A 13,507-nucleotide genomic window follows, 5' to 3' on the forward strand; every position below is an offset into this window, starting at 1 on the left:
AAACTTGCTTACAATAAGTAAGTTTAAAAAACTTCACTTTTCCAAATAAAAAAACACCTAGCTGCATCGCTAAGTGCTTAATACTAGTATTTATCTTATTCTCTAATCCTCATGATTTAGTAAACTTGTGAGTTCAAACCCAGTATTCATTTTAGAATAAATTGAGCAAACAACAAATAACTCTTTTCTTGCAAATGTTACCATTTTATATCGTCCTAAAGATGCCGGTATATGATAATGACCATGAATAGCGCCAATTATGTTATATGTTTCAAATAATTTTTCGATTTTAGGTTCTGAACAAACATAAGCTCTTTTATACGCGTTGCTCGCGGGTGAAAGCATACTCAGTTCATTAAACAACGGCGCATGTGAAACAATTACTGTGGGCATGGTAAAATCGTTATTTAATAGATATTCCAATGCATTGAGAATAAACTTTTGTTGTACTTTTTTTCGTTTCACAAGTGCAACTGGGACGGTCAGTCCGATATAACGAATACCATCATGGATAATACTACTATTATTTAACACATTCATTTTAGGAAATCGTTTTTCGAGTTCAGCTTTTACACATTCATAAAAGATATGATTTCCTGTAGGCAGCTTGTTCCAAGAATCATCTGGATTTCTCATAAGTTCTTGAAACCACTTATCTTTAAAAAATGGCTGCCACTTTTCCCATTCCTTGTTTCCTTTGACATCGCTCTTTGGCAATACATTAGCTAATTCATGATTTCCTATAACATAGACCCCTTCAATATTTTCATCTACTATAGGAGAGTCTGCCAAATCTCCGACTATGATATTGAAATTTTTATTCATAAATGGAAGTTTTCCATTTGACACATGAACGTCAGAAACAACATTTACTAAATTTGTATTTTCTGTTGGAAGAACATTTTCAAAATATTGTTCCAATTCTCTAGGATCAACACTATGAGCAACGTAATTTTTCCTAACCTCAGATAGTTCTTGACCAAACTCTGATCTTAAAAGTAATTTATTAGTTGCAGGTATTGATTGCTTCCCAATAACAATTGAATGTTCTATTGATTGTTTTACGCCCTGAGGTAATAGCTCTAACGCTGGCTTAATATCTGATTCAAACGTTAAATGTCTATCCGAAATAGAACTATCTTGTAAAACCGATTCTAGTAGTCGTATGCTTTTTCCATCCGTCATTATCGGTAGAGTCTGTGTTAGCTGAACAACAAAATTAAGATATTCTGAAACATAGCCGGATATTCCTGTTTTCATATTCTCACTATATAAAAACTTCCCAGCAAGATTAGCTGAAAGCGCGCCAGTTTCATCATGCTGCAATAAGCGTCCCAAAACTTGAATCTCAAGTAGAGGATCTTCGAATATGGCATTATATGCTTGAACAATTTTAGAAGAATTCTTGTTTACTCGTTTGTTTGTCACTTGAAAAATACTTAGCTGAAGATAAGTTTCTAGATTAGCTTGATGTGATTGGATATATTGACGAACTTCTTTTGGTTGTAACAAATATTGAATTGCTGCGCGTTGGATATAATTTCTAGCCGTATCATATGGGATTGCTGAATAGATAAGGTCACCTCTAGAGGATATATCCAGCGAGTTTTCTTTCATATTGTAGGTTAATTGGAAATAATCATTTTTGAATATTGTTTTATTGACTGGTCTTCGTTTGTTTTCTGGGTACAAATCAAAGCGAGTCGTAAGTTCTGAAGGTAATATCCCCTCAGTTTTGGAAGGTAAAACTGGCTTTGGCTCCTCGATAGATAGAAAATTTTTATGTTTTTTTGATTTCATGATGGGATCACCTACTTCATTAATTCTACTGTTCTTTTCCTATTTTTTTCATAGTCATTCCTCAACTCTGTCAGTTATTCAAAAAATTGATTGTTTCTTTTACGATTGTTTCCATTTGCGTGTGGTGTAAATAATGGGCGCCAGGTAATTGAATCAATTTTCCTTTGTCTAAACCTTTCACTTGATCTTGATGCATCTCAAGCCAATTTTTTTGATTCATATCATTATCTGCAACAAATAATAAAACCGGCATATTTTTTGGATAGGTTAAGCCACGAGAATCAGGGAAGCTATTGCTTAATTCTTGAAGTTCATCTTTCATCGCTGGACTACTCATGTTCTTCATTGTCAATAACTTAATCTGTTCAAAGTCAGGATTATTTTGACTCACTCCCAGCCCCACTTCTGGATTAACTTTGATTAACGCTCGAAAAACACCTGCTGTTTTTAAGAAGTCGAAGACTGACATATCAATACCAGGCCAAGGTTGTTCTGGTGTGCTGGAATCAATTCCCACAAAACCTTCCATTTCATTTGGGTAAACTTGGGCGTAATTCACCGCATAAAGACCTGCAATCGAGTGTCCCATCAATGTGTATTTAGAAATGTTCAGTTCTTTGGCCACTTCGTGGATTTCTTCCACAATATTTTCAACGCTACGACGTCGATTTGTTTGGCTACTTAAGCCATAGCCAAATGGCTCAATCGTAACCACACGATACTCTTTCTTCAACTCATCGATCATCGGTTTAAAATCTAAATAAGGACTGGCTGTTCCTTGCCCAGGTAAAAGTAAAATCGTTTTCTGTCCTTTACCTTCATCGACAACATTCATCTCACCATCAAAGACTCTTAATTTCTCACCATAAGACTCAATTCGTTTTGCTTCACTTTTCAAACTTATCTGGTGAATTGTAAAGGTAATCACTAAGGACACAATTAGGATGGTGATTATACCTATGATTACTTTGCCGAGTCCTTTTAATAGTCTGATGCCTAGTGATTTAGTTTTCAGTTGTTTGGTCATTTAGTTCTGCCGCCTTTATCATAATTTGTTGGTCAAGTTGCTCTAAAAATACATCACTGATAATTGGCATTCCACTATTTTCAAGCATTGTTTTGGCAGACATTAATTTTTCAAAAAAGGTCTCTACTGTATTTGGAAACAAGGCTTGAATAAACCATGTACTTAAAATCAAGATCGCTAATTCAGCCATTTGTTTCGGTTGATCAACTGTGGCTGATCCATCGCTGTTTCCTTCGATCAAACAGGTTTCTACTAATGGTGCCATAATTTCATTCGTCGTTCGAATATACATTGAAAAGAATTTAGGATTATCTAATAACGTAAAACTAAGGCTTCGCGATTGACTGGCCTCACTATTGAACATTCCTTCAAATAACAAAGCTTGAATTTTCTCTAATCCATTTAATTTATCTTTTTCCATAATTGCTGTTAAGGCAGTTTCATTGGGAATAAATCGTCTGACGACGGCATCTATGATCTCATCTTTAGATGCATAGTGGTGATAAACGGCACCTTTAGTTAAACCGTCTAAACCTTTGACGATATCGGAAATAGATGTTTTTTCATAGCCTTTTTCTATGAACAATTCTGTTGAAACATCTAGAATTAATGATTTAGCTTCCTCTGCTGTATATTTTTTAGGCATCTAATCTCTCCTCTTTTCAAAAACATTCAATCGGTATGTTTTTATCATACGCTTTTTTTGAGGAATGTCAAATTATGTGTAATTATATACTCCGATTTTATTGAGTTTTATATCACATACAAATTCACCTTGTCGTCAAAAATAAATTAACTTACTACAATAATGTAAATATTTAGCATTTTATTAACTCAATCACTTAAAACATAAAATAGAAGACCGAAAATCGTAAAGAGGATTTTCGGTCTTCTATTTTTAAAATTATTGGAAGAATCATTCTCATTTGTCGGTTTATTTATATACTATACTTTTTCGACATAATAAGAGATTCAAGAATATTATATTTGTGCCACTCCTCCAGTTTTCTCATCAATTAAAGATAACTTCGAATTCTTCAACTATGCGATCAGCATTCTCGAAATCCAAGGAATACTATAAGCATTGTGTTCTAACTCAACTCAATAAGCTAAATTTTTTGCTTAACATTCTGATTTGTTCATCTTCTCCATACAATGCAACAACGACTGGCTCTAAGTCCTTCAATTCATTAGTAGAGATTTCCATTTTATAGTCAGAAAATTGATTATTTAAACGTTGTCCTTTACTTGTAAATACGACAGATTCAATATCGTCTATCTCATTCACAGTTTCAGTAAGTGTCAACAGTGCTGTTGGATTAGATTTTAAAATAACTAAGCTTTTTTTATAGCTGCATGCTTGTTACCATTTAAATCAATTATTTTTTCTGAATCAATCATATCTTCAGTAGCATTTGCTAAAGCGGCTGATACAATAGCAATCACATTTGCTTGTTCTCCGAAAGGAAGATTTTTATTAATTATTATTGCTGTTCGCTTCATTTATTATTCTCCTTTATTTTAAAAATTGCCCCTGGCATGGAAATTCCTTCTCTAAGAATTGTGTGGATTTTTAAATTAAAATACTCGGCACATAACGAGTTTGTAATACACGCTGTAAAGCTTTGATCTTGATTATTCATAATAAGTTTTTCACATGCTTCTTCATTTGAATCCACGTACGTTAACTTTGTGACAGATGAGATACTTGGAATATCTGTTACTAAGTTTTTAGTCGCTTTATGCAAAAATAACTCGCTACACTCTTTTGGTTTCTTGGAATTGCTTGCAAATACTAAGCTTGGTATTTTTTCTACAAAACTTTTGTATACTTCTAAATCATTATCCATAATAAATTTATTAATATCTGGATACGCTCCTGGAATCAAAACCTTTTGAATCGTATTTTTCTTTAATGATTCAATTGCTCGTTCAAAGCTTGAAAATCCTTTTAATTCATCATCTGTACTTAATTCTTTAGCGATATGCATGCTACACGTTAATTGGCTCAATTCATTTCCCAACGTACCTAAAATCATTGTTCGTCACCTCTCCTTTTATCACAGAAAATTCTGCATTTTCACATCAAATTATTATTTTTTACTCAATATACCAATTTGATTTTAATAAGTCAATAAATTTCTGCTTTTATCAAGATAAGTATAGCCTTTCTTAGGTTAGCCATTTTAATCTGAATTACTACCTGTTTGAAGATTTATGAATAAATCGTTCGCTTTTTTCTCTGTTCGCCTTGATTCTCGCTGTCGTTTTATTTATACTTAGTGTATAGAATGGAAATAAAAAAGCTGAGTAAGTCCTGATTCAGAACATCACTCAACTTTATGACAATTTAATCCTTGGCACCTTTTTGTTTGGCTGGAACCGAACGGAAATGGTCTTGAAATCTTCAAAAACTGTCCACATCAGTTTGCCAATAGTAAATGAATCACTAGCTTTTTTGTTGTGACTCTTTTTGAGCTACCACTAGAAAGGATTGCTAGGTTTCTTTAAGGTACTATTGACTTATTCAGGTATTGGACATTGCGCCAATGCCTTTTTTGTTTCTATTCTAGGTCTGATTTTTATCGATGGTGGTGATAATGAAACGTAGCGATGTACAAGTTTAAAAATAGAAAAATAAAAAACGGCACCTTACAACCTGACTGGAATCACGTTGCAAGGCCCCGATTAAACAGCCACAAACTGCTTATCCGAGTTGCCGATAGCGCGTACCGAAGTACTCGCATGTTTTATTGTACTTAATTTTGATTGATTTTACTAGTCTCTTTGCTAGATTCTTTCATCTTTTTGGCGATTTCATGTGTTCTTTGGCGAACTATTGCACACGATGAGGCACAGATAGGTCTGATCGTTTTTTATTTTCCTGTTGGTTTTTCAAAAAAATAGGAATGGATGTGTAGTGATGAGTAAAGAACAGAATTTGAAGGCGGTACCTTATCAGGATATTTTGGATGTGCGGAGTGAGTTGATCAAGCTTCGGTCTTGGCAGAAGTCGTTGGTTTATTTGGATGAGTTTTTTGATGGGAAGGTTACGAGGAATAAGAAGGATATGCGGATGCGTTATTATGCTTGTCAGCAGTTGTATCAGGTTTTTTCTGGGGATTTTGAGGAGGTTTTGAAGGAGAGTGAAGAGATTGTAGCGAGGATGATTCAGAGAGGGAAAGTTTAGTTTAATGCAAACAAGTATATACTCTTCACTTTCTTAAACAGAAAAGAGTATATACTTGTTTTGAATAATTATATTTTATTCATATATCAAATAGTATAACTTAGATCATCAAAAATATTATATTCAGTGGCGATTATTTTAATAATAGAAAGAATCGTTTCCGAACTAAAGTTTGTTTCCACGATTTCACCGTTGGATAGCTTGCCAGGATTTCTAACTTCGTCTGCTGGGCTAATATGTAAAAACCAGAAACCTTGTTAATTTAAGATTTCTGGTTTTTACTATTTAAGTCCCTGTTCTATCTCTAATGCCAGAACTATTAATAAAAATTACTTAACATCAATAATTTCCACTCGCTTAGCTAAAACCCATCCATTCATTCCATATGAAGAATATAAAACTTGATAAGCTACATTTGCATTTCTGATTTCATTTTCCAGTTCTCCGAAAGAATCATATATTATGGGCCATGCACTTTTTTCTCCTTGCTGTAATAACTCTTCATTTTCTGAGAAAAAATTATCGAGTGGTCTTTCCTCTAAATCTAAAATCACACTATATGGCATTTCATCATAAAATTTATAAGTAAAAATATTATGAAATACTACTTGTTTTTCCTTTATGTCATTACTTACTTCTAAAATTATCTTTTTTTCTTCGAAGTTTACAGTATAACTTTTTATTATATAATCATGCACATTGTTCATATCTACCATTCTCCTTTTCCAACTAAACTTTTTCCCGATTTACTAAAAATAGAGATATTGGGAGATTTAACCATTCTAAACTAGTATAAACATACCAGTAAAGATACATAATCTTTTATAACTAATGTAAAACAATGATATCATACGGATACAAAATAGCTTTCAGTTTGATCAAATGTGCTGACGGTGGCTTTTATTGTCTTGTTATTCAATAAAATTCTCATTGGTGCTAGCCTCTTTTTTACTGTCCCAATTCATAATAATACGCTTTATCATTTATTCAAAATTGTAATATCAGGATCCATTTCACTTATAACTTCAATGACAAAATTAAGAGTGATTATTATATAGTGTTTCATATTTAAGTGCTCATATAAGCCTCCACTGGTTTTTTTTATAAGATTTCCGAAGTCTCCATCTTGCATCTCATAAATAACACTTTCAAATCCTTGCCCCTTAAATTTTTCAATTTCCTCATCACAGAAGATTCCTCTGAGATACATGCCCTCATCAGCAACTCGCATAGCTTTAGTAGCGAAAAAATCAATTACAACCTTTTCCTTTTCATCTTTTCTGTATTCTAATTCTAGAATCAAACCGTCCATGTCACCACTTTTAATACTTACCAAATAGTCGTGTCCACAGTGCTGTATCAATCCAGAAAATCTATCTATCCATTTTTCCATAATATTTTAACCTCCTTTTTTAGCGGAAGAACTGTTAATAAAGGTTAATTAAGATCGATAATTTCTACTCGCTTAGCTAAAACCCATCCATTCATTCCATATGAAGATGATAATACCTGATAGTGTACATCAGCATCCTTAATTTTATTGACCAATTCTTGTATTGAGTCATACATTATCGGCCAAGCATAATTTTTCGTTTGATTTAGCAATTCTTTATTTTCTTTAAAAAAATCTTCTATTGGCCTTTCTTCTAAATCTGAAATAATACTATATGGCATCTCTTCATAAAACTTATAGCAAAATACTTCTTGAAATACGATTTGTTTTTGCCTTTGTTCACTTGATATATCTATTGATATTGTATTTTTTTTAAATTCTACTGTAAATCTTTCTATTTCATAATCATGAATTGTATTCATATTATATCTCTCCCCTTATACATACTTATTGTCTTGGTGGTACCTTATTCCAATCCCACTGATGTCTATGTGGAAACTCGTGTGTTCCATCATCTGTATGGTTATAATCTATGTCCTCCACTGCTTTTCCGTCTGGGCCATAATATCTTCTTCTCTTTACAGAGCCATCTGGATTCAATAAGTCAGTTGAAGAATTGGGCTCTCCAGTTGATTCTAATCTCCGTTCTCCAACTTCTAGCTCTTTATGTTTTTTAGCCGGTTCACCACTTTCTCTGCTCTTATCCAGATCTGCCGTTTCATCCATCGCATTGATAGTAGGTGCATTATTTATTATATCCGAAATAGACTGCCCTGCTTTAAGCACTCCACTCCCTTTTTTAATAACATCCGCTATTTTTCCAGCCTTTCCTAGATTTCCTAATATACCACCAAATCCAGGAGCAAGCGGCATTTCATTTTTCATCACTTTTAATTCTTCAACTTTGTACTGATCTTTATTTAAATAATCTTTACACTTTTCTAATTGTTCATAGAGTTCTGGGTATTTATCTGGTGAAACAATTTTGCCGTCTTTCATTAGATACCAATAACCCAGTTCAATTTTAACGATTTCGTACCCGTTCAACTTACCAATTGCTTGTTTTACTCGTGCATCTTTCACTTGTTGTTTCATTTTTTCACGTTGCTTCCAACGTGTATGAATAGGTTTTGCCCATGTCATGTCTAAACGTTTCAAATCAAAAGTACCTGTTGCTGGATTCCATGCTTTAGAGTTGGCGACCTGTGCCAAACCTGTATTGAATTCTTGCTGACTCGCTTCATAATCTGAAAAGAAACTTGCTGATTGACCATCGTAGGCATGAAACTTTTCTAATTTCTCTCGACGTTTATCAATACTTTCACAGGCATTGATATATCTCCGTTCTAAGTCTGGTCGTGGTGTTTTAGCCGTACTCATTTGGTGATCTAAACGCTGCTTTAACTGCTCAAATTGATTAATCTCTTCTAGGATTAAATCTTCATCTGTATCAATCCCACTTACTGTTCCTTGATATTCACTAAGAAACTTTTTATGCGCACTTTCCAACGCTTCACCTGTCATTATAGCAGATTGACATAAAGGTGTATAAGCGACCATGAAATAATTTTTCGCTGAATCATAGGCCTTACTTGATAATGGCGCAGATAAAAAGAGTTGAATGCTCGCTTGTAATGATGTAATAGCCTGATTTGCTTGATTGGTCAATTGAGAAGCTTGTACTGATCGTGCCTGTGCTTCGCTCACGTAAAATTTAAGCCCCATTTTCTTTTTCCTCTGGTTTCTTCCAAAAAGCTTGTTGCTCTACCTTTAGATTTTCTTCTTGATCAAACAACGTCCGTTCATCTTTTTTTAGCTGAAGAAGTTGTTCATCAAATTCTCGTTGCGCTTTTTTAGCAAGATGAAGGCTCTCATCTCCTCTTTCTTCAAAAAAGGCTCGTTCTTCTGCTTCGCAATTACCTAAGACAAAATCATAGGCCGCTTGTTCTTGTTGTTGTAGCTGAAAAAATTCTTCTTGTTGCTCTTCTATGTAGTGTTGCTCTTTTCTAATATCTAACTGATCCTCTTGAAGTTGTTCTAAACGAATCCTGAAATGATAATTTTTTTGATCAAATTCTTGTTGTTTCTGGGCTTCACTCATGACAAACCTCCTGGAAAATTAAATTTTGTCAATTGCGCAATATTTTGATCGATTCGTTCAAACTCTTTCGCAACGGAATGAATGTTATCACCAGCTGAAACAACACTGGTAGATAATGCTGCTAATCCTTGTTGGTAGTTATTGAGAGATTGTACAGCTGGGGCGTTTCCTGAAACATTGGTGCTAGAAGCCATTACAGAAACACTTATACTATTTAATGCGCTAACAGACTGACTAAAAGAAGCCGAAATACCACTAGCAATACTTGAATTACTATTTATAGACATTTTGTTCCTATTCATTTATCTTATTGTCTAATTTAGTTTATCATATACTAGATAAATTATAAATATGATAAATGGATTAAAAAGAAAATATACTTGAATACTTAATATATAAATAAAGAAATTATAACTAATCATGTACATAGACTATTAAATGAGTGAAAATACAGACCATCTTATAATCCAACTAAAATTAAAAAGCTAGGAACACTGATATATCAGTATTCCTAGCACATATTAAAGGGTTAACCCACAGACCCTTCCATATTGGAATCGGCTTCTCAACCAATGTCATTCATTGTCAAAACAAATAATTAAGTTCACTCATCGTAGTTCAATTAGTCAATAGTTATCAATAATTGTCAAATTAAGATGGTCAAAATCTGGTCAATTTAGAATATGTTATTGGGAGCAATATTTAATATAAAGTCAGTCTACTAAGATTGACTTTTTTTATTAACTTGATGATCTTGCCCCATATAAATCTTTGGTGTAAAATTATTTTCCAATACTGAACTATACCAATCAACAATCTTTAATTTTAGTAGAACTGAACCTATTTGATTGAAATCAAATGTTTTTTCTTCTGTCATCTTTACATATTTTGTTTTACTTTGTAACCATAGCACTGAGGAAATTCTCGAATCTAAAATTTTTCCAATAGTTGGTTTCTGAATATTAGGGAATTTCTCCTTATCTGCATATACTTTTCTATCATTATATTTTGACAACTCTTCTTCTACATCAAACTCAGTAGTATTTCTCAATAATTGAAGTGATAAGATAGATTGCTCAAAACTATACATACTATTTGATGTATCCATTCCTCTTTTAATTGCTATTAACTCTTTGGTATCCTTCTTGTATACATCTGCTATTTCTATTGGAACTCCGTTGTAATTAATGTTTCTTTGGTGTAACTTTATATAATTCTTATTCTCACTTAGTTTTTCAATATACCCACCTTCTCCTTTTAGCCGTCCTTCACCAGAAGAATAGGATATATTAAACTCATCATTATACTCAATAACTCTATTTATCTCTTCCAATTGCTTCCTTAATAACTCTGAAAATTTATCGTTAAAATATCCCCAAAACCCTGAATCCAAAGTATACAACATATTCTTATACTCTAATTCACAATAAATCCATTCTTTTAATGGACGACTTTCAATTACATGATATTCATGATTAGTCACTCTAATTTTAATATCCGTTAAAGAAGTTATTCTTTCATTGTACTTACGAATGTATTCTAGTATAGAACCATCGTAAGGTTCTAGCTCTTCTTTCGTTTCATTCAAATGGTTACTGACATATAGTTCCAAATGATTGTTCTCCGAATATATATTAATCGAATTATTTACTAAGTGAATTTTACTCACATCCAAAGCTATACCTATTTCATTAGTATTATTCACTATTCTCTCTATGACTTCTTCATCCAATAATCCAGATAATTGAGATTTTTTCGCAAGTCTTTTCTTTCTAGGTAAAATCGATTTATTATCTTTTAAAGTTAAAGCTTCATCTACATTTTTTAATAATTCAGATAATTGATAAAACCCTTCTGTACTACTTATATCAAAATTTTTTGGAAAAGATACACCAGTTCCACAATCAATAGAATTTCCATAAAAATCAAAATCTGGTTTTCCACTTACATAAGCATAACTTTCACTCGCTTTAGGAAATTCTCCTTGATCTTTCTTATAATTAGTAATGCCTTTCATTTTATTTTTTTGAATATAACTCACATTTTTTAAAGTAATATGCTCATTTTTTATTGTCTTCTCAGCAAATTTCAAACCAAATTCTTCATCAATAAACTTTTCAAGAACTCTAAATCCTTGACTTAACGAATGTGCGTATAAGTTATTTGGAGTTTTCAGTATAATAACTGCATTATACTGATGTAAAGTATCATCTAGAATATTATGCTCTTCATAGACTTCTTCACTAACATTAAAGAAATGCAATAATTCAGAAAGCCAGTCTACCTGCTCTTTTTCATGACTTTCAAAAAAGAGAAACAATTCCAAATTATTTTGTGGCTCAATTCTACTATCCCCTATTTGTATATAATCATTTTCATTAAGTATTCTAGAAACCTCAGAAAAATTATTTTCCTTACATTTAGATAGTATAAGTTTCATTTTTTCATCTCCTTATATCACTTTATTTGTAAATATTAATTTTTATTTTTTTAAAATATAAATGTTTCTTTTCTACAGGAACATCAAATTTAGTTCTTTTATAACGCAATGCATGCCTGTAATGTTCCATATTTCTTTACTTTTCTATAGATTGTACTGCTATGCAGCCTTGAAACCTATTACAAGTATCAATAAACTCATCTTGAATAAAATTACTTGGATCTTTATCCATTTCAAGTAACAATATATAGTAATCACAAATCTTTTCATTAAGTTTTTTAGTCATTTTTTAGTATTTTCATGAATAATTACGCTTGTAATTCGTGTATGATTACATATTGTCAACCTAGTTTTTTTTCTTATCGACTTTTAAACCATATTTTTTCTATTATTGCAATTGCTTCCCTAAGCTTATTAGTATGAATAAACTTATCAGAAGAACATTTAAAATCATCATAATAAGCCGAGAATGTAAAATTATTACTTTTTGAAAATTTATTTAACTCTTCATACATTTGATGATACGATAGAAAACTTGGCATAATACTTGTTGAAAAACCTTGTGGTAAAAAACGATCTTTATCTTTTTTACTGTTGTTAAATTAGTTAAATTTTTTGCTATATCCTTAGGCTTTATCTAAATTTTCAATTAACCGTTACTTCACATATTTTTCATCATATTTTGAATAATCAGGTTGTTTCTCTCTATTCATTGCATAGCGTAAATAAGGTTCTTTAGTATTAGGAACAATCATAATAGCAACGGTATCATCTTGTTTTTCTGGAAAAATAATGTGTACTCTCCCTCCCCTCCCTATTTCCATTTCAAAATACTTTTTGCCTTCAGTTGTACCTGAAGTTATTTGTTTAACTTCTAACTTCACATTATTTACGGTCATTGTCGTATCCGTGATTGTCATTTCTGAAATTTCACCAGAGTCATTTTGTACGTGCCAAGTTCCTTTAATACTCTCAGAATTTTTACATGAAACGAGTAAGAAAAAAGTGATTACGTTTAATAATATCACGTAAAATTTTTGTTTATTATTCATCATTTTCTTCCTCTTCTATTTTTATCCCTCTACTTCTTGTTTCACTTCTTCATACCATGACATAAAGATATCGGAACTATAAAGAGCATCAGTATTAGAATAGATAGGATCATACTGGTATTTAGCTTTCAAACTGTTTTCTTGCACATCATAGTACAATTTGAATTGTGTCGGTACTGGTTGTTCATATTTAGTACAAACTTTTTTTATTTCTTGCAAATCTTTAGTACCAATTCTTAAAACAGCCCATTGTCTATCATCTGATAGGTCATATTCTCTTTCTCCCTCATTCAACACTGAATTTACTTGATCCATAGTTACAATTTGATTATTTATTTTAAAGAATAGATTGAAGGAATAACCTCCATTTTCAATTGAACCATACAAGTAAATTTTTTCCGCTCTATTCTCGATATATTCTTTAGTGATATCAACCATATCTGACTGCCATTCCATAAATTCATCTTCTAATATTTTGGTCATCACATTCCCGCTATTCCTAAT

General features: G+C 32.1%; 14 protein-coding genes and 1 pseudogene. 1 reads left to right on the top strand and 14 read right to left on the bottom strand.

Features of this window, described 5'->3' with window-relative positions; genetic code table 11:
- Positions 1-102: 102 nt before the first annotated feature.
- From BCR21_RS03345 to BCR21_RS03365, 5 genes and pseudogenes are all read right to left on the bottom strand, one after another.
- The gene (locus tag BCR21_RS03345) at positions 103-1,800 is read right to left on the bottom strand and encodes a metallophosphoesterase (RefSeq protein WP_069645091.1); all 1,698 of its coding nucleotides are present in this window, start codon (positions 1,798-1,800) and stop codon (positions 103-105) included.
- A 70-nt stretch (positions 1,801-1,870) separates the two neighbouring features.
- The gene (locus tag BCR21_RS03350) at positions 1,871-2,827 is read right to left on the bottom strand and encodes an alpha/beta fold hydrolase (RefSeq protein WP_069645092.1); all 957 of its coding nucleotides are present in this window, start codon (positions 2,825-2,827) and stop codon (positions 1,871-1,873) included.
- Positions 2,805-3,473 (bottom strand): TetR/AcrR family transcriptional regulator, encoded by a 669-nt coding sequence (locus tag BCR21_RS03355; RefSeq protein WP_069645093.1) that lies wholly within the window; start codon positions 3,471-3,473, stop codon positions 2,805-2,807. Before BCR21_RS03355 ends, BCR21_RS03350 begins: the two co-directional genes overlap by 23 nt.
- A 450-nt stretch (positions 3,474-3,923) precedes the next feature.
- Positions 3,924-4,330: pseudogene (locus BCR21_RS17330) on the bottom strand (DUF2000 family protein).
- Positions 4,327-4,866, bottom strand: coding sequence for a hypothetical protein (locus BCR21_RS03365; RefSeq protein ID WP_069645094.1), 540 nt, complete (start codon positions 4,864-4,866; stop codon positions 4,327-4,329). Before BCR21_RS03365 ends, BCR21_RS17330 begins: the two are co-directional and overlap by 4 nt.
- 884 nt (positions 4,867-5,750) lie before the next feature.
- Between BCR21_RS03365 and BCR21_RS03370 the strand changes: the two genes are divergently transcribed.
- Complete coding sequence (locus tag BCR21_RS03370; protein WP_069645095.1) at positions 5,751-6,017, top strand: hypothetical protein; 267 nt, start codon at positions 5,751-5,753, stop codon at positions 6,015-6,017.
- A 329-nt stretch (positions 6,018-6,346) separates the two neighbouring features.
- On the opposite strand, the gene BCR21_RS03375 is transcribed toward BCR21_RS03370, so the two are convergent.
- From BCR21_RS03375 to BCR21_RS03415, 9 genes are all read right to left on the bottom strand, one after another.
- Positions 6,347-6,724: a hypothetical protein gene (locus tag BCR21_RS03375; protein WP_069645096.1), complete on the bottom strand. Its 378-nt coding sequence runs from the start codon at positions 6,722-6,724 to the stop codon at positions 6,347-6,349.
- Positions 6,725-6,996: 272 nt separating this feature from the next.
- The gene (locus BCR21_RS03380) at positions 6,997-7,410 is read right to left on the bottom strand and encodes a hypothetical protein (RefSeq protein ID WP_069645097.1); all 414 of its coding nucleotides are present in this window, start codon (positions 7,408-7,410) and stop codon (positions 6,997-6,999) included.
- Positions 7,411-7,454: 44 nt separating this feature from the next.
- The gene (locus BCR21_RS03385) at positions 7,455-7,832 is read right to left on the bottom strand and encodes a hypothetical protein (protein WP_069645098.1); all 378 of its coding nucleotides are present in this window, start codon (positions 7,830-7,832) and stop codon (positions 7,455-7,457) included.
- Positions 7,833-7,857: 25 nt separating this feature from the next.
- Positions 7,858-9,135 (bottom strand): T7SS effector LXG polymorphic toxin, encoded by a 1,278-nt coding sequence (locus BCR21_RS03390; protein WP_069645099.1) that lies wholly within the window; start codon positions 9,133-9,135, stop codon positions 7,858-7,860.
- Entirely contained in the window at positions 9,125-9,511 is a 387-nt protein-coding gene (locus BCR21_RS03395; RefSeq protein WP_069645100.1) for a hypothetical protein, read from the bottom strand. Before BCR21_RS03395 ends, BCR21_RS03390 begins: the two co-directional genes overlap by 11 nt.
- Positions 9,508-9,798, bottom strand: coding sequence for a TIGR04197 family type VII secretion effector (locus BCR21_RS03400; RefSeq protein WP_069645101.1), 291 nt, complete (start codon positions 9,796-9,798; stop codon positions 9,508-9,510). The genes BCR21_RS03395 and BCR21_RS03400 overlap by 4 nt, the downstream gene beginning before the upstream one ends.
- A gap of 434 nt (positions 9,799-10,232) precedes the next feature.
- Positions 10,233-11,951, bottom strand: a complete 1,719-nt coding sequence (locus tag BCR21_RS03405) for a DUF6119 family protein (RefSeq protein WP_069645102.1) — start codon at positions 11,949-11,951, stop codon at positions 10,233-10,235.
- Positions 11,952-12,607: 656 nt separating this feature from the next.
- Positions 12,608-13,003 carry a hypothetical protein gene (locus BCR21_RS03410; protein WP_139125579.1) on the bottom strand — a complete coding sequence of 132 codons (396 nt, stop codon included), beginning with the start codon at positions 13,001-13,003 and terminating at the stop codon, positions 12,608-12,610.
- Between the two features lie 21 nt (positions 13,004-13,024).
- Positions 13,025-13,486: a hypothetical protein gene (locus tag BCR21_RS03415; protein ID WP_069645104.1), complete on the bottom strand. Its 462-nt coding sequence runs from the start codon at positions 13,484-13,486 to the stop codon at positions 13,025-13,027.
- Positions 13,487-13,507 lie beyond the last annotated feature (21 nt).

This window comes from Enterococcus ureasiticus (assembly GCF_001730285.1).
GTDB classification, from domain to species: domain Bacteria; phylum Bacillota; class Bacilli; order Lactobacillales; family Enterococcaceae; genus Enterococcus_L; species Enterococcus_L ureasiticus.

What these genes read in the sequence shown, in the direction of transcription:
- BCR21_RS03345 (WP_069645091.1), bottom strand. Translation starts at nt 1,800, where the DNA reads ATGAAATCAAAAAAACATAAAAATTTTCTATCTATCGAGGAGCCAAAG.
- BCR21_RS03350 (WP_069645092.1), bottom strand. Translation starts at nt 2,827, where the DNA reads ATGACCAAACAACTGAAAACTAAATCACTAGGCATCAGACTATTAAAA.
- BCR21_RS03355 (WP_069645093.1), bottom strand. Translation starts at nt 3,473, where the DNA reads ATGCCTAAAAAATATACAGCAGAGGAAGCTAAATCATTAATTCTAGAT.
- BCR21_RS03365 (WP_069645094.1), bottom strand. Translation starts at nt 4,866, where the DNA reads ATGATTTTAGGTACGTTGGGAAATGAATTGAGCCAATTAACGTGTAGC.
- BCR21_RS03370 (WP_069645095.1), top strand. Translation starts at nt 5,751, where the DNA reads ATGAGTAAAGAACAGAATTTGAAGGCGGTACCTTATCAGGATATTTTG.
- BCR21_RS03375 (WP_069645096.1), bottom strand. Translation starts at nt 6,724, where the DNA reads ATGAACAATGTGCATGATTATATAATAAAAAGTTATACTGTAAACTTC.
- BCR21_RS03380 (WP_069645097.1), bottom strand. Translation starts at nt 7,410, where the DNA reads ATGGAAAAATGGATAGATAGATTTTCTGGATTGATACAGCACTGTGGA.
- BCR21_RS03385 (WP_069645098.1), bottom strand. Translation starts at nt 7,832, where the DNA reads ATGAATACAATTCATGATTATGAAATAGAAAGATTTACAGTAGAATTT.
- BCR21_RS03390 (WP_069645099.1), bottom strand. Translation starts at nt 9,135, where the DNA reads ATGGGGCTTAAATTTTACGTGAGCGAAGCACAGGCACGATCAGTACAA.
- BCR21_RS03395 (WP_069645100.1), bottom strand. Translation starts at nt 9,511, where the DNA reads ATGAGTGAAGCCCAGAAACAACAAGAATTTGATCAAAAAAATTATCAT.
- BCR21_RS03400 (WP_069645101.1), bottom strand. Translation starts at nt 9,798, where the DNA reads ATGTCTATAAATAGTAATTCAAGTATTGCTAGTGGTATTTCGGCTTCT.
- BCR21_RS03405 (WP_069645102.1), bottom strand. Translation starts at nt 11,951, where the DNA reads ATGAAACTTATACTATCTAAATGTAAGGAAAATAATTTTTCTGAGGTT.
- BCR21_RS03410 (WP_139125579.1), bottom strand. Translation starts at nt 13,003, where the DNA reads ATGAATAATAAACAAAAATTTTACGTGATATTATTAAACGTAATCACT.
- BCR21_RS03415 (WP_069645104.1), bottom strand. Translation starts at nt 13,486, where the DNA reads ATGACCAAAATATTAGAAGATGAATTTATGGAATGGCAGTCAGATATG.